Source organism: Spiroplasma endosymbiont of Lasioglossum malachurum (assembly GCF_964020065.1).
GTDB lineage: Bacteria > Bacillota_I > Bacilli_A > Mycoplasmatales > VBWQ01 > Spiroplasma_E.
In genome coordinates, this window is the sequence record NZ_OZ026534.1 from 632,636 (window position 1) to 654,041 (window position 21,406).

At 23.8% G+C, this 21,406-nt stretch carries 21 protein-coding genes, 2 tRNA genes and 1 pseudogene; 13 read left to right on the top strand and 11 right to left on the bottom strand.

Going from position 1 to position 21,406, the window contains the following annotated elements; translation table 4 throughout:
• Nucleotides 1–29 precede the first annotated feature (29 nt).
• Nucleotides 30–285: pseudogene (locus AACK95_RS03550) on the top strand (transposase); the annotation flags it as partial.
• On the opposite strand, the gene AACK95_RS03555 reads toward AACK95_RS03550, so the two are convergent.
• The 3 genes from AACK95_RS03555 to AACK95_RS03565 form a co-directional block, all read right to left on the bottom strand.
• On the bottom strand, nucleotides 272–814 hold the full coding sequence (locus tag AACK95_RS03555) for an IS30 family transposase (protein ID WP_338980906.1): 543 nt from the start codon (nucleotides 812–814) through the stop codon (nucleotides 272–274). The pseudogene AACK95_RS03550 and the gene AACK95_RS03555 sit on opposite strands and share 14 nt — an antisense overlap.
• Before the next feature lie 42 nt (nucleotides 815–856).
• Nucleotides 857–1,174, bottom strand: a complete 318-nt coding sequence (locus AACK95_RS03560; protein ID WP_338979691.1) for a helix-turn-helix domain-containing protein — start codon at nucleotides 1,172–1,174, stop codon at nucleotides 857–859.
• A gap of 76 nt (nucleotides 1,175–1,250) precedes the next feature.
• A complete protein-coding gene (locus tag AACK95_RS03565) occupies nucleotides 1,251–1,469 on the bottom strand; it encodes a hypothetical protein (protein ID WP_338980908.1) in 219 nt (72 codons plus the stop codon).
• 916 nt (nucleotides 1,470–2,385) lie between these two features.
• Here AACK95_RS03565 and AACK95_RS03570 point away from each other — a divergent pair.
• Complete coding sequence (locus tag AACK95_RS03570) at nucleotides 2,386–2,613, top strand: hypothetical protein (protein ID WP_174481002.1); 228 nt, start codon at nucleotides 2,386–2,388, stop codon at nucleotides 2,611–2,613.
• Nucleotides 2,613–2,810 carry a hypothetical protein gene (locus tag AACK95_RS03575; protein WP_338957754.1) on the top strand — a complete coding sequence of 66 codons (198 nt, stop codon included), beginning with the start codon at nucleotides 2,613–2,615 and terminating at the stop codon, nucleotides 2,808–2,810. The genes AACK95_RS03570 and AACK95_RS03575 overlap by 1 nt, the downstream gene beginning before the upstream one ends.
• 53 nt (nucleotides 2,811–2,863) lie before the next feature.
• On the opposite strand, the gene AACK95_RS03580 is transcribed toward AACK95_RS03575, so the two are convergent.
• Nucleotides 2,864–2,937: transfer RNA gene (locus AACK95_RS03580), tRNA-Gly, on the bottom strand.
• Between the two features lie 254 nt (nucleotides 2,938–3,191).
• Here AACK95_RS03580 and AACK95_RS03585 point away from each other — a divergent pair.
• Entirely contained in the window at nucleotides 3,192–4,142 is a 951-nt protein-coding gene (locus AACK95_RS03585) for an IS30 family transposase (RefSeq protein ID WP_338980910.1), read from the top strand.
• Nucleotides 4,143–4,672: 530 nt separating this feature from the next.
• Here AACK95_RS03585 and AACK95_RS03590 read toward each other — a convergent pair.
• From AACK95_RS03590 to AACK95_RS03600, 3 genes are all read right to left on the bottom strand, one after another.
• Complete coding sequence (locus AACK95_RS03590; protein WP_255495923.1) at nucleotides 4,673–4,801, bottom strand: hypothetical protein; 129 nt, start codon at nucleotides 4,799–4,801, stop codon at nucleotides 4,673–4,675.
• A 5-nt stretch (nucleotides 4,802–4,806) separates the two neighbouring features.
• On the bottom strand, nucleotides 4,807–6,351 hold the full coding sequence (locus tag AACK95_RS03595) for a sodium-dependent transporter (RefSeq protein ID WP_338980912.1): 1,545 nt from the start codon (nucleotides 6,349–6,351) through the stop codon (nucleotides 4,807–4,809).
• 299 nt (nucleotides 6,352–6,650) lie between these two features.
• Nucleotides 6,651–7,601 (bottom strand): IS30 family transposase, encoded by a 951-nt coding sequence (locus AACK95_RS03600; protein WP_338980914.1) that lies wholly within the window; start codon nucleotides 7,599–7,601, stop codon nucleotides 6,651–6,653.
• A 276-nt stretch (nucleotides 7,602–7,877) separates the two neighbouring features.
• On the opposite strand from AACK95_RS03600, the gene AACK95_RS03605 reads away from it, so the two are divergent.
• The 5 genes from AACK95_RS03605 to AACK95_RS03625 all read left to right on the top strand — a co-directional run bounded on the left by AACK95_RS03605 (nucleotide 7,878) and on the right by AACK95_RS03625 (nucleotide 13,105).
• A tRNA-Arg gene (locus AACK95_RS03605) sits at nucleotides 7,878–7,953 on the top strand.
• Nucleotides 7,954–7,989: 36 nt separating this feature from the next.
• A complete protein-coding gene (locus AACK95_RS03610) occupies nucleotides 7,990–8,751 on the top strand; it encodes a DUF3196 family protein (protein WP_338980916.1) in 762 nt (253 codons plus the stop codon).
• Between the two features lie 15 nt (nucleotides 8,752–8,766).
• Nucleotides 8,767–10,077: a trigger factor gene (gene tig / locus AACK95_RS03615; protein WP_338980918.1), complete on the top strand. Its 1,311-nt coding sequence runs from the start codon at nucleotides 8,767–8,769 to the stop codon at nucleotides 10,075–10,077.
• A gap of 260 nt (nucleotides 10,078–10,337) precedes the next feature.
• Nucleotides 10,338–12,722, top strand: coding sequence for an endopeptidase La (gene lon, locus AACK95_RS03620; protein WP_338980920.1), 2,385 nt, complete (start codon nucleotides 10,338–10,340; stop codon nucleotides 12,720–12,722).
• Between the two features lie 134 nt (nucleotides 12,723–12,856).
• Nucleotides 12,857–13,105: a helix-turn-helix domain-containing protein gene (locus AACK95_RS03625; protein ID WP_338980922.1), complete on the top strand. Its 249-nt coding sequence runs from the start codon at nucleotides 12,857–12,859 to the stop codon at nucleotides 13,103–13,105.
• 308 nt (nucleotides 13,106–13,413) lie between these two features.
• Here AACK95_RS03625 and AACK95_RS03630 read toward each other — a convergent pair whose 3' ends face one another.
• On the bottom strand, nucleotides 13,414–14,574 hold the full coding sequence (locus AACK95_RS03630; protein WP_338980924.1) for an Mbov_0401 family ICE element transposase-like protein: 1,161 nt from the start codon (nucleotides 14,572–14,574) through the stop codon (nucleotides 13,414–13,416).
• Nucleotides 14,575–14,647: 73 nt separating this feature from the next.
• Between AACK95_RS03630 and AACK95_RS03635 the strand changes: the two genes are divergently transcribed.
• The 4 genes from AACK95_RS03635 (at nucleotide 14,648) to AACK95_RS03650 (ending at nucleotide 18,120) form a co-directional block, all read left to right on the top strand.
• Complete coding sequence (locus AACK95_RS03635) at nucleotides 14,648–15,691, top strand: hypothetical protein (protein ID WP_338980926.1); 1,044 nt, start codon at nucleotides 14,648–14,650, stop codon at nucleotides 15,689–15,691.
• A 39-nt stretch (nucleotides 15,692–15,730) separates the two neighbouring features.
• Nucleotides 15,731–16,354: a hypothetical protein gene (locus AACK95_RS03640; RefSeq protein ID WP_338980928.1), complete on the top strand. Its 624-nt coding sequence runs from the start codon at nucleotides 15,731–15,733 to the stop codon at nucleotides 16,352–16,354.
• A 245-nt stretch (nucleotides 16,355–16,599) separates the two neighbouring features.
• Nucleotides 16,600–16,824, top strand: coding sequence for a hypothetical protein (locus AACK95_RS03645; RefSeq protein WP_338979855.1), 225 nt, complete (start codon nucleotides 16,600–16,602; stop codon nucleotides 16,822–16,824).
• A gap of 57 nt (nucleotides 16,825–16,881) precedes the next feature.
• Complete coding sequence (locus AACK95_RS03650; protein ID WP_338981002.1) at nucleotides 16,882–18,120, top strand: IS256 family transposase; 1,239 nt, start codon at nucleotides 16,882–16,884, stop codon at nucleotides 18,118–18,120.
• A gap of 61 nt (nucleotides 18,121–18,181) precedes the next feature.
• Here AACK95_RS03650 and AACK95_RS03655 read toward each other — a convergent pair whose 3' ends face one another.
• From AACK95_RS03655 to AACK95_RS03665, 3 genes are all read right to left on the bottom strand, one after another.
• Nucleotides 18,182–20,203, bottom strand: coding sequence for a hypothetical protein (locus AACK95_RS03655; protein WP_338979376.1), 2,022 nt, complete (start codon nucleotides 20,201–20,203; stop codon nucleotides 18,182–18,184).
• Entirely contained in the window at nucleotides 20,148–20,789 is a 642-nt protein-coding gene (locus AACK95_RS03660; protein ID WP_338979377.1) for a hypothetical protein, read from the bottom strand. Before AACK95_RS03660 ends, AACK95_RS03655 begins: the two co-directional genes overlap by 56 nt.
• Nucleotides 20,790–21,005: 216 nt before the next feature.
• A complete protein-coding gene (locus AACK95_RS03665; protein WP_338979379.1) occupies nucleotides 21,006–21,395 on the bottom strand; it encodes a hypothetical protein in 390 nt (129 codons plus the stop codon).
• Between the last annotated feature and the right edge of the window lie 11 nt (nucleotides 21,396–21,406).

Below are 21,406 nucleotides of genomic sequence, written 5' to 3' on the forward strand. Positions count from 1 at the left end.
TTTTTGTAAGTTACACAGATTACTAAACATTACCGATTTTTATTAGTTATCCTCCAGAAATCAAAAGAGTGATTTATACTACAAATTCTATTGAATCTGTTAATAGTCAATTACGAAAAGTCATCAGAAATAAAAAAGTTTTTCCAAATGATATGGCAGTTTTCAAAATATTTTACTTAGCAATTGAAAATATAACAAAAAAAATGAACAATGCCCATTCAAAATTGAAATACAGCAATTGCTCATTTTATGATAAAATTTGAAGACAGAATTAATCTGAACTAGTACTTTGCAAAACAAAGATACACAGATTACTAAAAAGCCTCTTAGTTTTTGAAAAAATAAATTTTTTAGGAAATTTTTCTCTAATTAAACCATTAGTATTTTCATTAGTACCTCTTTGTCAAGGTGAATATGGATTGGCAAAATAAATTTTTACATCTAAATTTTTTTCAAGTTGTTGTCAATTTGAAAATTCTTTGCCACGATCAAAAGTAATAGTTTTAACAATGTTTTTAGGAAGAATTGATAAATAATAACTGACATTTTTATTAATAACTTTAGTAGTTCTGTTTTTAACTAATATTGCTAAAGTAAATCGTGATACTCTTTCAACTAAAGTTATTAAACATGATTTGCTTTTGCCTCTTGATGATACTATAGTATCTCCTTCTCAATGACCAAGTGTTATACGATCATTAACATCTATATCTCATTCTTTAATTGATTTACCATTAAACTTGCCACGATTTTCTTTAGATTTTCGTTTTTTACCTTTTCTTCTTAAATTTTTACTAGTAACTTTATCAAACATTCCAAAATAAATTCAAGTATAAATTGTTTTAAAACTAATAACTTACTCTTTATGAAAATTTTTAATTCTGCCATAAATTTGTTCAGGTGATCAACCTAATAGTAATTTTTGTTGTACATATTTTACTAAATTCTTATTTTTAAACTTATGAAAACTAATATGTGATTGTTTTCGATTTTCAGCTTTATTTTGTGCAATTAATGAAAAATAATGATTATTATCTTTATTTCTATTAATTTCTCGAATAATAGTACTAATACTTCGATTAAGATTTTTAGCTATTTCACTAATTTTAAATTTAAATTTCAATTGATTCTCAATATAAATCCTTTCATCTATGCCAAGATGTTTATAACTCATATAAAAACTCCTTACTTTTTTCTAAACTAAATTTAGCATTATGAAATTTTTATATGAGAATTTTTTGCAATTTTATTTACTTGCACTTACAAGTATAATTCAGCAATGGTACTTGTTTGTTATCTTTATTAAGATACTGATCACTAGTAATAGTACCAACAAGTTTTTCATTATTATTTAGTAATATTTCAGCAAGAGATGTTGTTATTGGTAATTGTGATTTAATTTTTCTTGAATTTGTTGTTGTTTTTTCTTTTTCTGTTATAAGATTTTCTGTTTTTTTACTATATAGCACTTCTAAATATCTCCTTTTTCAAATTAAAAACCTATTTACTTTAAAATAAAAGTAAATAGGTAAAAACTTATATTAATTTTAGGAAAATTATATCATAATATCTATATTAAATATAGATATTTTTCATTTATTTTTGTATTAGATAACTATTGTTTAATTAGAAATAGTTACCTCCTTAGAAGTTTTATAATTTAATTGTTTATAAAAAAATACATGTATATGAAATTAAATATTAATACTTATATAAGTGTTAATTATAATTTTCATCAAAAGTATTATTTTTTATGTTATTATATATTCATAATTTAATAACTGTTCAGTCCTAATATAGATATATCTCTATGTTAGGATTTTTATTAAATTAAAGTTTTAAAGAAAAGGAAAAAAGATTAAAAGAAATTCCTAAAGATAAAACTAAAACAAATTAATTAAAGTAGCAGTAAGCAATAGAACAGTTCTTGCTTATGCTTGAGACCCCAGATTAGTCAATAAGAAACATTGTGAGGTTGAGTTACAAATTATGAAACAAATGATTATTTTTGTTTCTATTGTTACACCTGACTATGTAGAGATGAAAAGCTTAGTTAAAAAAATGACAAAAACAAGTGAGTGATTTAATAAATAAAACTGAAGTTCCAATCAGTGAATATAAAAAATTTTGTTTTAAAAACAATTTCAGGACAATTATAAATAAAGATTACATTTGTAATCTTTATTTATCTCTTTATATTAATTTTAAGTTATTAATTTTTTTTATTGATTTTACTTGGAATTTCTTGTAAATGAGTTACAATTGTATTAAAGTTTTAAAGGAACTTTGGAACAAAATATTTTGGTTTTTTTATAGACCTCGTTTAAATTTTTGTATTTAAATTAGGTTTTTTGTTTTATTATATCGTTTAAAGGAGTGAGAAATATGAAATCACAATTTTATAGAGATGGAATAATTTATTATGCAATGAATTTAGAAAAGTGAGCAAATGTTGAAAATAAAACTTACTTTATAAAATATCATGATGTGATTTTAAAATTAACTGATATCATTAATTGTTATGATTTAAAAAATATTTCTGAAGTAAAAGTTTATAAGTTCTTAGCAGATGCTTTTAATAGTCGAATTTTAAAAGAAGTAGGGGATAACTAATGAAAATTAATTTAGAAGAATGCACAAATAATAAAATAAAATATTTAGAATCATTACCAGAAAGAACTAATGGAATGTCTTTAGTTATGTATCCAGTAAATTCATGAGCAGAAATAGTTAATAAATGTGCTTGCAGTAATTGTAGTGATGAAGAAACAGCAGTAGTACTACAAACTAAAAAAGGTCCTAAAATATAAACCATTATAAAAAAATAAAAGCCGTAATTAATACGCCTTTTTTTATTTTATAATGGAGCGGGTGATGGGAATCGAACCCACGTCTTCAGCTTGGAAGGCTGTAATAATACCATTATACGACACCCGCAGTTATGTTAACCACCATGTATTTATATCATATTACTAAAATTAAAGTCAACTACTTTTGATAAACAAGTTAAAAAAAATTATTTTTTAATCTTTTTTTCAATATGTTTATTTTTTTTCTTTTTAAATAAAAGAAGTTTTTCTTTAAAGAGCTGAATTATACTTGTAAGTGCAAGTAAATAAAATTGCAAAAAATTCTCATATAAAAATTTCATAATGCTAAATTTAGTTTAGAAAAAAGTAAGGAGTTTTTATATGAGTTATAAACATCTTGGCATAGATGAAAGGATTTATATTGAGAATCAATTGAAATTTAAATTTAAAATTAGTGAAATAGCTAAAAATCTTAATCGAAGTATTAGTACTATTATTCGAGAAATTAATAGAAATAAAGATAATAATCATTATTTTTCATTAATTGCACAAAATAAAGCTGAAAATCGAAAACAATCACATATTAGTTTTCATAAGTTTAAAAATAAGAATTTAGTAAAATATGTACAACAAAAATTACTATTAGGTTGATCACCTGAACAAATTTATGGCAGAATTAAAAATTTTCATAAAGAGTGAGTTATTAGTTTTAAAACAATTTATACTTGAATTTATTTTGGAATGCTTGATAAAGTTACTAGTAAAAATTTAAGAAGAAAAGGTAAAAAACAAAAATCTAAAGAAAATCGTGGCAAGTTTAATGGTAAATCAATTAAAGAACGAGATATAAATGTTAATGATCGTATAACACTTGGTCATTGAGAAGGAGATACTATAGTATCATCAAGAGGCAAAAGCAAATCATGTTTAATAACTTTAGTTGAAAGAGTATCACGATTTACTTTAGCAATATTAGTTAAAAACAGAACTACTAAAGTTATTAATAAAAATGTCAGTTATTATTTATCAATTCTTCCTAAAAATATTGTTAAAACTATTACTTTTGATCGTGGCAAAGAATTTTCAAATTGACAACAACTTGAAAAAAATTTAGATGTAAAAATTTATTTTGCCAATCCATATTCACCTTGACAAAGAGGTACTAATGAAAATACTAATGGTTTAATTAGAGAAAAATTTCCTAAAAAATTTATTTTTTCAAAAACTAATAAAAATGAAGTTCATAAATTTATATTGTCTTTAAATCAAAGACCGAGAAAAATACTAAATTATCTTTCACCAATCGAATATTTGGATAAAAAAATAATTTAGTTGCACTTACCTTTACAATTTAGCAAGAAAAAAGAAACAATGACAAAAATAATTGAAGCTATAGCAAAAAAATGAACAATTAATCATATAATTCAGAATTTATTAATGTTTAAACTAAAAAGAAAAGTTGTGCACAATATTGTGATAATTAGTGACAGTGTTAAAAATACTAATAAAATTTGTTTTTTATTAGTAACTCATATTGGCATAATAAAAATAAATAGAATTATACTAGTGATTGGTCAAATCATAATTTGAATTGAAGTATTCATAATTTTGGCAACAAATGAGTTTTGAGATTTAGGAAAAAAATTATTAGTCATAAACATTAGTCAAACTAAAAATAAAAATAAAGAAGCAATTGTTAAAGTTATTTTGCTAATTAATAATAAAATTTGTTTTAATTTATTTTTTTCCATTTCACTCACCATTTAATAATAAGTTTTGTAATCTGGCATTAAAATGCCAGATTACAAAAAAACCTAATTATAATACTTTATCATAAGTATACTAAAATATTTTAAAAAATATTATTCTTTGTTTTTTTCTTTTCTTTTTTGTTTTTTATGACTCTTAAAATCCATTATGACAAAGAAAATAAAAAGACCAATAATACTTACTAAAGAAATTACCATTAAAATAATTGCTCCAACATCCATGTTTTTTAACCTCTTTCAGTTTTTGTTTTTATTTTAAATAATTTATTAAAACCATTATGAATATTTTTATGATAAGTTAAGATAAAAGTTAAAAGTAAAACTAACCCAACACCAAGTGTTAGACCAACTATACCATAGACAAAATTAGCATTGATAATATTAATAATAAAATCATAGATACCAGTAGCAATATTAATTAAAATTAAAATTGGTGCGATAATTAAAATTACTATTTTATATCCTTTTGTTCATTTCATTCATGAATTTTCATTATTATATAATTTTAATGTATCATATAATTTTCAGCCATATGGACTAATACCAATTAATAAAATAAACCCAATTATTAGTAGTCAAATTTGTGCTACTCAGATTGCTAGCCCATTAAACAGCGCTGGTGAATTACTAAAGGTAAATAATACTGATACTGCCATTGCTCCTAATAATGATATTGCTAATGCTTGTTTGCGCTTTAAATGAATTTCATATTCTAGACCATTTACCATTGATTCAACTTGACCAATTAGTGAGGACATACCCGCAAAGAAAAGTGTAACAAAAAATAATATTGCTAAAATATTTCCTAAAATAGGAACTTGATTATTAATAATAGCAAATAATTGTGGTATTACTTGGAAAATCAAAGCAGGTCCTGCTTGAAATACATATTTAATATCAGTTTTACCTTGATTTTGAGCAATTGCACCTATTGAATTAAAAACAATAATTGTTGTTAATATACCAATAACGCTAGTACCAAAGGCTACTACAAAAGCTTGATTAGTACTATCTTGTTTTTCAGGAGCATGAGCTGCATAAATATAAATGGTTCCTGTACATGTTGATAACATAAAGAATGATTGACCAAAAGCATCTTTTCATAATCCAGGATTTAATAATTCTTTAGCATCTAAATCAAACATTACATTTAATCCAAGTTTAGCACCTGATAATGTACTAGTATAAATTGCTAAAATAATAATCATTAAAAATAAAAATGGAATCATAATTTTATTGGCTTTTTCAATTCCTTTTTCAACACCACCTAGTAGAATGATACCCAAAATAATTCATACACCAATTGTTGCAAGTAAAATCATTCAATTTAAGTTACCTAGGCTATTTAAATTGCTAATATCTTGATTATTTGTTTGTTGTAAAATATTATGATAAAAATAAGAACCTTTATTTAAATTAGAAGTAAAACTAATAATAATATTAATTAAAGTTCATCCTACTAAAACACTATAATAAGTACTTAGTAAAATAACGGTTGTTGAATGCAATCAAGAGAAAAAAGCACCCTTTTTACCTCCAACCTCACTAAAAAATTCAATATGATTTTTGCGATATTTATTACCAATTGTCATTTCAATAAATAAAACTGGTATTGCACAAATTACCATACATATTAAAAAAGGGATTAGAAAAGCACCATGATGGTTATACATTTGAGTTGGAAATCCTCAAATACCACCTAATCCTACTGCCGAACCCATTACTGAAAGTAAAAATCCTAATTTTGAGATATTTAAGCGTTGTTTTTTCATATTAATTAATGACCTCCTTTATAACAGTTAATTATACAAAAAAAATATTTTATTAAAACTAATTTCAGTAAATAAAACTTTGCGATGTTATTTATTAATAATGTGTATTGGAAAATATATAGAAAATCAAAATTTTATTTTATTTAATAAAATGATATTATTAAAAATAAATAATAAGAAAAAACAAGGTTTTTAAGTAAATTTTAAAAAAGTAATATTAAAAAATAAAACTCCTCCTTATATAAGGAAATAATAAAAATTTATTTTTAATATTAGCTAAATTGTAAAGGTAAGTGCAACTAAATTATTTTTCTATCCAAATATTCGATTGGTGAAAGATAATTTAGTATTTTTCTCAGTCTTTGATTTAAAGACAATATAAATTTATGAACTTCATTTTTATTAGTTTTTGAAAAAATAAATTTTTTAGGAAATTTTTCTCTAATTAAACCATTAGTATTTTCATTAGTACCTCTTTGTCAAGGTGAATATGGATTGGCAAAATAAATTTTTACATCTAAATTTTTTTCAAGTTGTTGTCAATTTGAAAATTCTTTGCCACGATCAAAAATAATAGTTTTAACAATGTTTTTAGGAAGAATTGATAAATAATAACTGACATTTTTATTAATAACTTTAGTAGTTCTGTTTTTAACTAATATTGCTAAAGTAAATCGTGATACTCTTTCAACTAAAGTTATTAAACATGATTTGCTTTTGCCTCTTGATGATACTATAGTATCTCCTTCTCAATGACCAAGTGTTATACGATCATTAACATTTATATCTCGTTCTTTAATTGATTTACCATTAAACTTGCTACGATTTTCTTTAGATTTTCGTTTTTTACCTTTTCTTCTTAAATTTTTACTAGTAACTTTATCAAGCATTCCAAAATAAATTCAAGTATAAATTGTTTTAAAACTAATAACTCACTCTTTATGAAAATTTTTAATTCTGCCATAAATTTGTTCAGGTGATCAACCTAATAGTAATTTTTGTTGTACATATTTTACTAAATTCTTATTTTTAAACTTATGAAAACTAATATGTGATTGTTTTCGATTTTCAGCTTTATTTTGTGCAATTAATGAAAAATAATGATTATTATCTTTATTTCTATTAATTTCTCGAATAATAGTACTAATACTTCGATTAAGATTTTTAGCTATTTCAATAATTTTAAATTTAAATTTCAATTGATTCTCAATATAAATCCTTTCATCTATGCCAAGATGTTTATAACTCATATAAAAACTCCTTACTTTTTTCTAAACTAAATTTAGCATTATGAAATTTTTATATGAGAATTTTTTGCAATTTTATTTACTTGCACTTACAAGTATAATTCAGCATAAAAAAATGAAAATATTTTATTTTTTTTAAAAAAATTATTGTTTAAAAGTACATAATGAAATATCAAAATAATATTAAATATAATAATATTATTTTTTTATTGAAAAGTAACCAATTAATAATTGCATTTTTTAATCAAACAAGTTAAGATTACTTATGGTAAATGTTATGCCCACGTAGCTCAGTGGATAGAGCACCGCCCTTCTAAGGCGGGGGTCAGAAGTTCGAATCTTCTCGTGGGCGCCATTAAATTTTAAAATACTAAGAAGGTTTAACTAAATAATGATAAATCATGACAATTATTATCAAGACATTATTGGTAAAATTAACCACCTCATTAGTGAAAATAAATGAGATCAAGCAATGAAGTTGGTCAAACATGAATTAGAGATGCCTTATATTCCTATTCATCATGAAATTACATTACAAGAGTTACATCATAATATTACTACTCATATTAGATTAAATAGTAAAAATGAAAGTCATGAGTGAAATTTAGAGAGAATAAGTTGTGTATTAATGAATCCATTTGATGAAGATCTTCATCCGGTGGCATTTTATTATTTACAAAGTCATAATGCTAGGTTAATTTTGCCAACAATTAAGATTTATCTTACAAATAAAAATATAAATAATATAAATAAAACACAACTATTATTTATATTAAATAATCAAGGTATTGATGAAGAAATAGAAGTAATAAAAGGTCATGATACATTTAAAATTAATCCAAAAAAAATAACACAATGACAAGAATCACTCGTTTATTTAAAAATTACAAAAATATTTGAAGATGAAGTTCATATTGATAATCCAGGTATTTATGGTATTTGCTTATTTTTATTGGATAGTTATTTTGAGAATTTGTTTCCAACATTACCTAATAAAAATCAAGCAGCAGCATTAGCAGCTGCTTTGTATATTCGTGCTTGTAGTTTCCAGTTTATTAGTGTAAAATTGGTAGAAAGTGCTAAAAAATTTAAAACTACTACTACTTTAATAAAAAAATACTTAAGTATTATGATTCAACAACAAATTACATAAGGAGAGATTTGAAAAATGACATTAAATATTATAAAAGATGAAAAAAATGGTCTTGGAAAATGACATGTTACCATTGATGCTAAAACTTGAAAAGATCAATTGGCAAAAGCTGAAAATAAATTGATTGCACAAGTAGAAATTCCTGGATTTCGTAAAGGAAAAGTTCCTACTAAAATGGCTAAAAAACATGTAACTGAAGAACAAACTTTACAAACAGCAACTAAAGCAGTTATTACTATTGCTTATGATTTTGCCTTAAAACAAAAACCTAACTTAATGCCTACTAATCAACCCGAAGTTAATGTGGAAAAATCTACTATTAAAGAGTGTGAAATAATGTTTGTATTTGATTTACCAGCAGAAATTACTATTGGTAAATATCGTGGTATTGATATAGTAAAACCTGTAGCAACTGTTAATCAAGAAGAAATTGATACTCAAATTAAACTATTACAAGATCGTTTTGCTATTTTTAATCCAAAAGAAAAAGGAAAATTAGAAAAAGATGATACTGCAGTTTTTAATTTCACTGGTTTTTTAGACGGTAAAAAATTCCCTGGCGGTGAAGCTAAAAACATGGAATTAGAAATTGGTTCTGGTAAATTTATTCCTGGTTTTGAAGAAGGAATGATCGGTATGGAACCTAAATCTAAAAAAACTATTGAAGTAACTTTCCCAGAAGATTATCATGTTCCAAATTTAAAAGGTCGATTAGTACAATTTGAAATTGAATTAAACGAAATAAAAACAAAAGTTATTAATGAAGATTTAGAAGAATTAGTAAAAGATGTTAACATTCCAGATCTTACTACTACTGAACAATTATTAGAAAATATTAAAAAACAAATTGAAGTACAAAAAACAATGACAATTAAGGAACAATTTATGGAAGAACTTATTGCTAAAATTGTTAAAGATTCAAAAATAATAATTCCAAATTTTGCTGTTAAAAATGAAACTGAACGTTTAGAAAATAAATTTAAAAAACAATTAGCTAATCAAAACTTTACAATTGAAAACTATATGGCAGCAACTGGTTTATCTCATGAAGAAATTATTAATGAAATAAAAAAGGATGCAATTATGCAACTTCAGAATTTTTTAGTTATTGAAGAAATTATTAAACAAGAAAAAATAGAAATTACCGAAGAAGAAGTTCAAAAACAATTAACAACATTTGCCGACCAATTTAAAATAAGTATTGAAGAAGTTAAAGCAAATATTAAAGATTTAAGTTTAGTTACTACTACCCTAAAACGTAATAAAGCCTTTGATTTATTATGAGAAAGTAACGGTAAAAACCAAAAGCAAACAACAAGTGCTTAATTTAATTTGATAATTATTATATAACCTAATTACCAATTTAATAATTAGGTTATTTTATCGTTTATTTTTTTCAAAAAGTAAAAATTATCAAAAAAAAAATAAATGTAATAAAATACTACTAGTATAAATTAAATATGAATTAATAAGTGCTGCTGTAATAGTATAGTATAAATCAAAAATTAGATATTTTAGCAATTAACTATTGCAAGTGCTAATGTTTTATATTATAATCCAGTTAATACATTATTTGAGGTGAGACAATGAAGATAAAAAATATTACTAATATTCCAGTACTAGTAACAAGAGGAAGTTTTGTTTTCCCAACAGTTGAAATAGAACTAGAAGTTGGTAGACATAAATCAGTAGCGGCAATTAATGAATCGGTAGCTAAGTTTAATTCAGAAATTATTTTAGTTTCGCAAAAGGATCCGAAAGTAGATAATCCGCAATTAAGTGAAGTCTACAATCATGGTACTTTGTGTAAAGTGCAAATTCAAAAAAGTCATAATGATGGTACACTTACCGTATCTTTTTATGGACAACAAAGAGTTAAAGTTTCTAAGTTTTATGATGATAAATTTTATACAGGAGATGCTGAAACTTTAGTTAGTCCTAATGTTTCAAAATCATTAGAAGAAGAGTTGATTCAAAGAATTGTAAATAATTTACAACAGATTTTAGATGTTCATGGTTCAATTCCACAAGGTGTAATTAGTCAAATCACCGATGGAATGAAAGCTAGTGAAATTATTGATAAAATGGCTCAATTTTTACCATTTTTAACTATCAATAAACGCCAAGAAATTTTACAAGAAACTGATATTAATAAACGTTTAGATTTATTATTGAAAGATGTTGGTGGTCAAAAACAAGTTGGTGCCATTGAAAAGGATTTAACAGCTAAAATTAAAGATCGTATTGATGAACAACAACGTGAATATTATTTACGAGAAAGATTGCGTGCTATTAAAGAAGAATTAGGCGAAATTGATGGTAAGTCTAATGAAATGAAATGTTATTTAGAACGCTTAGAAACAGAAGAGTTTCCTGAAGCAATCAAAACGCGTGTTAAAGAAGAAATTAGTCGTTATGAAGATATGCCGCAAGCTTCAAGTGAATCAAATATAATTCGTACATACATTGATTGAATGATGACTTTACCTTGATTTCAAAAAAGTGAAGAAAAATTTGATTTAATTAATGCAAAAAAAATTCTTGATAAATATCACTATGGTTTAGAAAAAGTTAAAGAAAGAATTATTGAATATCTTGCTGTTAAAAAAATGGCTAAGGCAATGCCAGGACAAATTATTTGTTTAGTTGGCCCTCCTGGTGTTGGTAAGACTTCTTTAGCTAAATCAATTGCTGAAGCGATGGGGCGTACTTTCGTTAAAGTTTCACTTGGTGGAGTTAAAGATGAATCTGAAATTCGTGGTCATCGTAAAACTTATATTGGTGCGATGCCAGGAAGAATTATCCAAGGTATGAAACGTGCTAAAGTTATTAATCCATTATTTTTATTAGATGAAATTGATAAAATGTCATCTGATTATCGTGGTGATCCAGCTAGTGCTATGTTAGAAGTATTAGATCCTGAACAAAATGCTAATTTTTCAGATCATTATATTGAAGAAAATTATGATTTATCACAAGTTATGTTTCTAGCAACAGCTAATTATATGGAAGGTATCCCTGAACCATTAAAAGATCGAATGGAAATTATTGAACTTTCTTCATATACAGAATTAGAAAAACTTGAAATTGCAAAAAAATATTTAATTCCTCGTGTTATTGAAATTACTGGTTTAAATAATAAAATGTTAAAATTTAAACCAAATTCAATTGAAGAAATAATTAAATATTATACAAGAGAATCAGGTGTTCGACAGTTAGAAAGATTATTAAATAAAATTGCTCGTAAATTTATTGTTAAACTTTTAAATAAAAAAATTAGTACTGAAGAAATTGTTGCTGATAATGTTAAAGATTATTTAGGAAAACAAATTTTCGATTATACTAAAAAAGAAAATGAATCACAAATTGGAGTGGTAACTGGTCTTGCTTATACTCAATATGGTGGTGATATCTTACCAATTGAAGTAAACTACTTTAAAGGAAAAGGTAATTTAGTATTAACTGGTAAATTAGGTGAGGTCATGAAAGAATCTGCTACTATTGCTTTAGATTATATTAAAGCAAATGCTATTACTTTCAATATTCCTGATACTTTCTTTGCAGAACATGGTATTCATATTCATGTTCCTGAAGGAGCAGTGCCAAAGGATGGTCCAAGTGCTGGTATTACTTTAACAACTGCAATTATTTCTGCTCTGACAAGTAGACCTATATCAAAAGATATTGGTATGACAGGTGAAATTACACTTCGTGGTCATGTATTACCAATTGGTGGATTAAAAGAAAAATCAATTTCTGCTCATCGTAGTGGACTAAAAACAATTTTAATTCCAAAAGCTAATATAAAAGACTTAGAAGATATTCCAGAAGAAGTAAAGAAAAAATTAAATATTGTTTCAGTTGAATTTTATTCTGAAGTATATGATTTTATTTTTAATAAACATAAATCAAAAATTCACTCACCTATTAATAATATTAAACCAACTTCAAGTATTATTGATGAAGGTTAAAATCTAATTAAATTATTAATAACTATAACTGCTGAATTATACTTGTAAGTGCAAGTAAATAAAATTGCAAAAAATTCTCATATAAAAATTTCATAATGCTAAATTTAGTTTAGAAAAAAGTAAGGAGTTTTTATATGAGTTATAAACATCTTGGCATAGATGAAAGGATTTATATTGAGAATCAATTGAAATTTAAATTTAAAATTAGTGAAATAGCTAAAAATCTTAATCGAAGTATTAGTACTATTATTCGAGAAATTAATAGAAATAAAGATAATAATCATTATTTTTCATTAATTGCACAAAATAAAGCTGAAAATCGAAAACAATCACATATTAGTTTTCATAAGTTTAAAAATAAGAATTTAGTAAAATATGTATAACAAAAATTACTATTAGGTTGATCACCTGAACAAATTTATGGCAGAATTAAAAATTTTCATAAAGAGTGAGTTATTAGTTTTAAACAATGGGAGCGTACCGATGTTGTCAATAATATTCAAATTTGTCTTAAAATTATAAAGTTAGACGAGAATAATTTTGACTTCAATATGCAATTGTATGTTAATCTTAACACTTAGAAAATATTAGTCAACAATAATACTTACTTTTATAACTCAAAAATTCTTATTAAAGTAAACTTTAATAAGTTTTGTTTTATTTTTAGTTATTTTTGAATTTAAGTTTTAATTTATAATAACTGGATGGCAGTATTTATTTGATAGCATTTAAAATTAACCATTTTTGTATACATATCAATGTTATAGGTTCTATCACCAATCATATGTTTTAAAATTTGTTTAATATTAGTTTCAGTAAAGCAACCAATATTTTCAACTAGTGCTTGGTTTAATACACCATCTTTTGCATTAATAAAATAACCAACTTTTAATTTTTTATATTGCAAAGTTAATGATTGTAAAAAATCAATTAATTCATAATATTGACCTTTTTCAAATAAAGTTATTGCATTTTGATAGTGTAATTTAGCAATTTTATTTTTTCTTCTTCCGGCCATTATTCCAAGAAATAAAACATGAAAAGCATGGAATTTATCTAAAATAAATTTAGCATTTAAAATTGTAGCAGTTTTTCTAATTCATTTTGCACTATCTCCACAAACTACTAAATTTGCTTGGTCAAAGTTTTCAAAAAATAAATTACCATATTTTTCAATTAATTTTGCAGTTTTTTCTGCACCAATTTCTGTTTTTGATACTCTTATTTTACAAACTGCTCTTTTATTAATTAATTTTCCATTTTTCTTTTTACCAGTACAAAATACTATTAATCTCATAGAACATTTTTTACAATTTTTAGTATTGTGTTTTTCATTAAACTTAAATTTTCGATGTTCATCATCAATATTTATATATAATGTTTGATTTGATTGTAATACAATTTTAGGAATATTAACTTTTGGTAATTCAAATTTTTGATATGTTCTGCAAACTGTACTATTACTTATTAAACCTTCAATAAAAGTATCACAAACATCACGATACTTTTTATCATCAGCAAAATATTTTAAAATTTGTTTAATGACATTAGGTGCAAGTTTACTATATTTTTTAACTCCAAGATAATTATCTAACAATGAAACAAATTCCTTTTTTTGTGTTTTTGAGTTATAATGTGTACAAATACGTCGTTTATAATTTAATAAACCCTTTTTTGCTTTTAATTTTCTTTTTCTAAATCTATATGATTTATATTCAGATTTATCACATATATTTCATAAATAATCATCTATTTTTGCAAATAATTCTTCTGTTTGTTGTAAATTTAATTCATCTTGATTAAAATCGTGTTTGTCTCAATCAAAATGATTAGTGAATGGTAGTATAAACATTTTTAATTTTCCTTTCTAAATTTTTGTTTGTTAATAATTTAAGTTTAATTTTTTTTAAAAATAAGGAGTAAATATGGCTTTTATTAGTAGTTATGGACAATTAAATAAAAAATATAATCTTAATTTTAGTGATAATAATTATGGTTTTAGTTGAGATATTTTTAAAGAATTTGTTGGTGATGAATGAGCAGAATATTTTACTACTAATTGTTTTTATCGTTTTATTCCAACTGCACGGGGAACAAGAAAAACTTGAAATTGTTTAGCATTTGATTTATTTATATGCTGTAATTTTAGTGATAGCAGTGTTCAAGAAGTAAGAAGATATGAAAATACTCATAGTGAAACTACTATTGGGGCATTGATGAATGTTTGTCAAGTTTTACTAGATAAATATGATATTAATTTATTACCTAATAATCCACATGGTATTAAATGAAAAATTACTAAGGATGGTGGTTATATTATTTTTCCTAATAATCAACAAATTGACTTTATTGGCTATGCTAATGGTAATAAGATTTTTGGAAAAGAAGCAGGTGGCTCAAGTTTTTTAGGTTCAAGAACAGATGAAATAATAATGGCTGAAGAAAAAGAAACATTAACTGAAAAGCAATTAACATATCGATATGAAAGATTACAAAATTCTATGTTTAGAAGTAATCGTATTAAAGTATCAAATGAACCAATTAAAGAATGAAGTTGAACATTTATTGATAAAAATATATATAGTTCTAACTTTGGACAAAAGATTACTCGTTATTTTTATAAAAGTTTTTTCATTACTTTTACATGTAATCCTTATGATAAATACCATCCATTTTATTTAAAGTATTGCACGCCATTTTTACCATTAAATGATAAAGTGATGGAAAATCTTAAAAAAGTTGGTAAAGTTTATTATGAAAATAAAGATATGTTTAGTGGTTTAGGTTTATTTGTTTTAAGATTTACTATTCAACCATTTTGAAATAAATTACCAGATATTCAAAAAAGAACATTATTAGAAATGAAAAAAAGTAATCCTGATGAATTTAATACTGTTTTTTATGGTTTTGAATTTTTAGATAGTGATGCAACAATTTTTCCATTTCAAAAAACAGTAAAATATTGATAACCATATGATTTAAAACAATTTTATAATCAAGAAAAAGATATGTATAAATTTGATTTTTATTCAGTTGGTGTTGATTGAGCAACTGGACATAAAGACCATACTGTATTTATGATAGTTGGTTTTAAAGAATATAATAATACTGGTTATTATGATGCTTATATTATTTGTGAATTAGTTGTTACACCAAATGATTTTATTAATGAAAATGAAAAAATTAATGCTTATGTTAATGAAATTTTAGGATTAATTGATAATTTTGAAAATTTTGAACAAGCAATTTATTTTTATGATGATAAAGCAAGAACAGCAATGGATTGATTAAATCAAAAATTAATTGATGAACACAATACTATTTTAATAACACAAACTGCTATTAAACATGCTTCAAATTTAAATCAAGAAGCCGGATTAACTAATAGAGTAGTTTGAATGAGAAATATTATGAGTTATGGAAACTTTTATGCAAATAAAGATGATTTATCAAAAACAACTCAATGTTTAGAAGAATTACGTTATGATGAAACAAAAACTAACATTCCTGACAAAAATATGTATCAAGACCCATATGATGCATTATTTTATGCACTATATCCATATAAAAATGTCATTCGTGGTAAAAATAATGCTACTGTGAAAAAAAGTATCTTCACATTTGCTATATAATAAACAATTTCAATACAATTAATAGTATAGGTATCACAAAATAAACACTTTTAATTTAGGCATTATTTTGAGTTTAAAAGCATACTTGTAAAAATAATAAAAAATCAGTACAATTTAGAAGTAAAATCAAGGAAAAAAGGAGTAATTTAATATGAAAACATGAATAAAAACAAATTTAAGTAAAATAACATTAGCATTAGCACTAACTGGTGCTACAACCGGAACAATAGGATTAATCATGGGGGGTGCTTACCCATGAAAATAAAAAATTTAATTATTATCTAAAACCAAATCATGAAGTTGTTTTTGGTGATACTACAATTTGAACAGATTATTTTGATAGTAGTGGAACCAAAAAAATGAATTTATATTTTTCAAATATTCCAAAACAACCAAATCATGATGTAAAATGAGATGGTATATATATTCATGGGGTAATGTTTAGTAATCTGTGTAACTTACAAAAATAACTATGTTTAATTAATTCTAGTAAATATAATTAAATGACTAGAAAGAGTGAGTTACAGATGGCTAAAAAAGATAACTTTAATAATAATGATCCAATATCAAAAGCAGTAGATTTATTATTAGAAAATACTGAAGATTTAACAACAGTTTTTAAAGAAGGGGGTTTATATAAAGAATTAACAAAACGTTTAGTTGAAAAAATGTTGAATTCTGAGATGCAAAATTATTTAGGATATGAAAAAAATCAACATAGTAATAGTGACAATGCTCGTAATGGTATAAGTTCAAAAAAATTAATAACTCAACAAGGTAAAATTGAGATTGATGTACCACGAGATCGTAATAGTAATTTTACTCCTGTAATAGTGCCAAAAAGACAGAGAAGATTTGATGGTTTTGATCAACAAGTTCTTTCCTTATATGCAAAAGGTATGACATTATCAGATATTAGAATGCAGTTACAAGAGTTATATCATGGTGCTGATATTAGTGAAAGTGTTATTAGTCAAATTACTGATGATGTGATTGATGATGTCAAAGCATGACAAAATAGACCATTAGAAGGCATTTATCCCATTGTTTATTTTGATTGTATAGTAGTTAAAGTACGACAAGATAAACGAATTATTAACAAATCAGTTTATATAGCTTTAGGTGTTGATTTAGAAGGTAAAAAAGATGTTTTAGGTTTATGAATTAGTGAAAATGAAGGCGCTAAATTTTGATTAGCAAATTTCACAGAAATGAAAAATCGTGGCTTAAATGATATTCTTATTGCTTGTAGTGACAACTTAACAGACATGTCAGAAGCAATACAATCAGTTTATCCTAAAACTGAACATCAATTATGTATAGTTCATCAAATCAGAAATAGTTTAAAATATGTTTCATACAAACATCGAAAATCACTAGTTACAGATTTAAAACCAATTTATAATGCATGTAGTGAAGAACAAGCAATGCAAGCTTTAGAATCATTTGAAAGTAAATGAAATAAACACTATCCTCAAATTGCTAAATCTTGATATAAAAATTGAGATAATTTAATGATTTTTATTAGTTATCCTCCAGAAATCAAAAGAGTGATTTATACTACAAATTCTATTGAATCTGTTAATAGTCAATTACGAAAAGTCATCAGAAATAAAAAAGTTTTTCCAAATGATATGGCAGTTTTCAAAATATTTTACTTAGCAATTGAAAATATATCAAAAAAATGAACAATGCCCATTCAAAATTGAAATACAGCAATTGCTCATTTTATGATAAAATTTGAAGACAGAATTAATCTGAACTAGTACTTTGCAAAACAAAGAAACACAGATTACTAAAAAGCCTCATTCATGGCTATTTTAATAATTAAATTTCTAAATTTATATAAGAAATATTTTCATTATATTTATCAAATAAATTAATATTTTTTAAGTCTATTTCTTGTTTGTCGGTTATTAAAATTAAATTATAATTTCCAGCACCAAATACTCCACTAACTTCAATCCGATTTAAGTTATTAATCGGGTTTTCAATTTGTAGTTCAAATTCACTATTATTATCAATTTGTAATATTTCTTTATAAAATTCCAATTTAGAAAATAATTGAGATTTATTTGAGCCATATAAATTTAAAGCATCTCTAATTTTACCTTTATCAATAATTACTTTTGTAAAGTATTTTCCATATTCATCATTTCCTAATGTTCAATCTGCTGGAATTAATGAAGGTATATTATTACTTTCTAATTCGTTTGTAATAGATAATCAATTAAATTGATTATCATCAAGTTTAAATAACTCATTTTGACTAATATCATTATTTTTTAATTTAATATTACTAATATCAGTAAAATCAAAATATTCAGATTTTAATACTATTTTTACATCTTTAAATTCTCAAACTTTATCAGGTGTAGAATGTATAGGATTTGATTTTAATTCAAAATAATAAGGTAATAATAATTTATTATCATCATTTAAACCATTATTAATAGACATTGTTGAGTAAATATTTTTTGATAACATTGTAATTATTTGTTTTAATATTTTAACTTGTGGTAAGTTTGTGTAGTTAGGATAATCTAATTCTCATTGTTTAAATAAATTAGTAATAACTTCATTTGGTTTTTGACTTTCAAATTTTGCTCTTAATTTTGCGATATCTTTTGATAAATCATTTGGGTCAAACCCATCAAAATTTCTATTATAAGTATATGTGTAACTTAACATGTCTAATAATAGTTGTTGTAAACTATCAATTGGTGGTTTATCATTTATTTCTAGTTCAACATCATGAAATTTATTAGTTGTAGAAATAAATAAATTATAGTTACCTGCTAAAAATCATGACTCTAATTTTGCATCTTTTAATTCTAGTTCATCAGATAATGGTCATACTTTTGAATTTTTAGTAACATCATAACCAATTTTAGCATTAGTTACTCTTGCATTATTAATAATTTCTTTTTTTGTTTCAGTTCCACCACCAATAGCAATTAAATCTAAAACTGATTTTTCTTGTCCTATAAATTGTTTTGCTAAATTTCATGGTAAGATTTGTTCACTAAATCATTGTTGTAATATTCTAACTTTTGGTTGAGTTTCAATAGGCATTGATAATAGTGGAAATGCTATCTTATCTTTCACAAATAACTTTGGGTATACTTCCATATTGTCAACTTCACCAAGTACTTTTATATTGCCAAAAATCATGCTTCTAGGGGCTTTAATTTTTAAACCAATTACTTTGGTATCTTTATCTAATGGTTTTTGTAATTTAATAATGATTGGATAACCATCTCTTGTTTTAAAATCTTTAATTTTTATAATAGTTATACTTTTAGTACTTCTTGTTTTTGGATTTTGATAAGGTTGTGAATAATTATTAATGATATACAAATTATCAATATTATTTTCAGTTAATGGTTCATTAATACTAACTGCATATAACTTAAATTGATTTAATAAATTTATTTCTTGAAATATTAAATTTTTAATATCAGTCATACTATATTCAATTGTATTATCATTAATATTTGTACTTGCTCTTTGATTTAATTGCATAGTAAAGTCTGATGTTTCAACAGCAGTAGCTTTTAATACTTTATCAATATCAATAAAACCAATTTTAATAGTATTTGCTGAAAATCTTAAACTATTATTTTCATTATTTTTAAATAAGCGTTCAATTTCATAAATATATAAAGTTCTTTTTTTAAATTCATCGTATGCTCTATTAATATCTGGGTCACTAGTAGCGCGCATCATATTAGTAAAGTCATAAGGAATATTATCAATTAAATAATCATTTTCTACTTCTGCTTGATTAAGTTTAGTTTGTTTCTGTTTCTGAGGAAACTTCGTTTGTGGTTTGTTGTTGTTTTCCATTGTTATCTCCTATTAATTGGTTATTTTCGGGGTTAAATAATTTTAATTTAACTGTTAAATTATTAATTTTTTGTTCATCATTAATGTTAAATGTTTTACTATTTAATAAATCTTTATCCATACGTACTAATATTTGAATAAATTTAAGAATATCAATATTAAATTGTCATAATTTTTGTTCAATGTAATTAATAGTTGAAATATTTACTGCTGTACTTTCTGGAACTGATTGTTGTGCAGATTTTTTTTGATTTGGTATATGAATACCACAACGTTTAAATATTTCATTAACATTTCAATCGTATATATCAGTTAAATTCTTACCTTTAAAATTACTATTTGTCATATTGATATTTTCGTTTTGTTCATTATTATCTCCGCCACTTTTAAATATGTAGTTTTTAGTAACTAATGTTCTTACTGCTTCTTCTAATGTTGATTGAACATTACCATAAGTTTGATTAAAAATAAATTTAGGTGAGTTTAAAATAGTATCTAAAACAATTTGTTCATAAATAACATCTAATGCTTTAATTTTATCCATTACTTTATTACAATCTGCTAACTCATTTGCTTTATTTCGCATAATTGATATTGGTATATAATTAATATTTAATTTTTGTTCTTGTAATAGATTAGGATTATTAATAAATGATTTAAAATCTAATGGAAATTGTTTTTTATTATCACTAATACTATAAATTGAGCGATTAATTGTTACTTGTTCATTATTTAATGTATAAATTTCAAATAATCTTACAGTTTGTGCATTTTGTTGATAACTATCATAAAAAATAGTACATTAAGTTAATTTACCACCAATATCATAAACTCTTTGTTGTATATCTACTACTTGAAAATATAAATCATCATTAGCAATATAAATTAAATAACCACTAATTCCTAATTTGCTTAATTTAAAAATAGAATTTCAATTTTTTCTATAAAATTCTTGTTGAATTAAGTATTTTTTAATAGTTTCATTATTAATATCTAATGGAGCATTATATAAATTAGCATTATTTTCTGCTACAAAATCAGTGAAATAAGTTTCATGATTAAAATCATTAAAACCAAAATAATTTAAAATTGAAGCATGAGTACTTTTATTTTTATTATTTAAAAATTTTACTTTTTCATTTTGATTATCACTAATATTACTTTTATCTTTTCTAAAAAATTTACCTAACATAATATTCACCA